This is a genomic window from Pseudomonas sp. 51_B (genome assembly GCF_017491595.1).
Taxonomy (GTDB): domain Bacteria; phylum Pseudomonadota; class Gammaproteobacteria; order Pseudomonadales; family Pseudomonadaceae; genus Aquipseudomonas; species Aquipseudomonas promysalinigenes.
In genome coordinates this window covers 1-243 of record NZ_JAFGYW010000581.1, presented here as the reverse complement: position 1 = coordinate 243, position 243 = coordinate 1, and the positions used below count along the sequence as shown (strand labels likewise).

General features: G+C 58.4%; 1 protein-coding gene. It reads left to right on the top strand.

Features of this window, described 5'->3' with window-relative positions; all coding sequences use genetic code 11:
- The coding region (locus tag J5M56_RS26285; protein WP_207938223.1) for an amino acid permease at nucleotides 1-243 on the top strand (243 nt) is incomplete at both ends.

Here is a 243-nt window from a genome sequence, read left to right as displayed (position 1 = left end):
TTGCCGCTTTCGCGTTTCGCGCCGATATCTTCACGCGCGATATTTGGGGCCAGAGCAACCCGCAGTTCGGCAATGTGCTGAGCCAGGTGCGCAACATGATGCTGGTCACCGTGTTCGTGTTCATCGGCATCGAAGGCGCAAGCATCTTCTCGTCACGGGCGGAAAAACGCTCCGACGTGGGCAAGGCCACGGTCATCGGCTTCATCACCGTGTTGCTGTTCCTGGTGCTGGTCAACGTGCTTT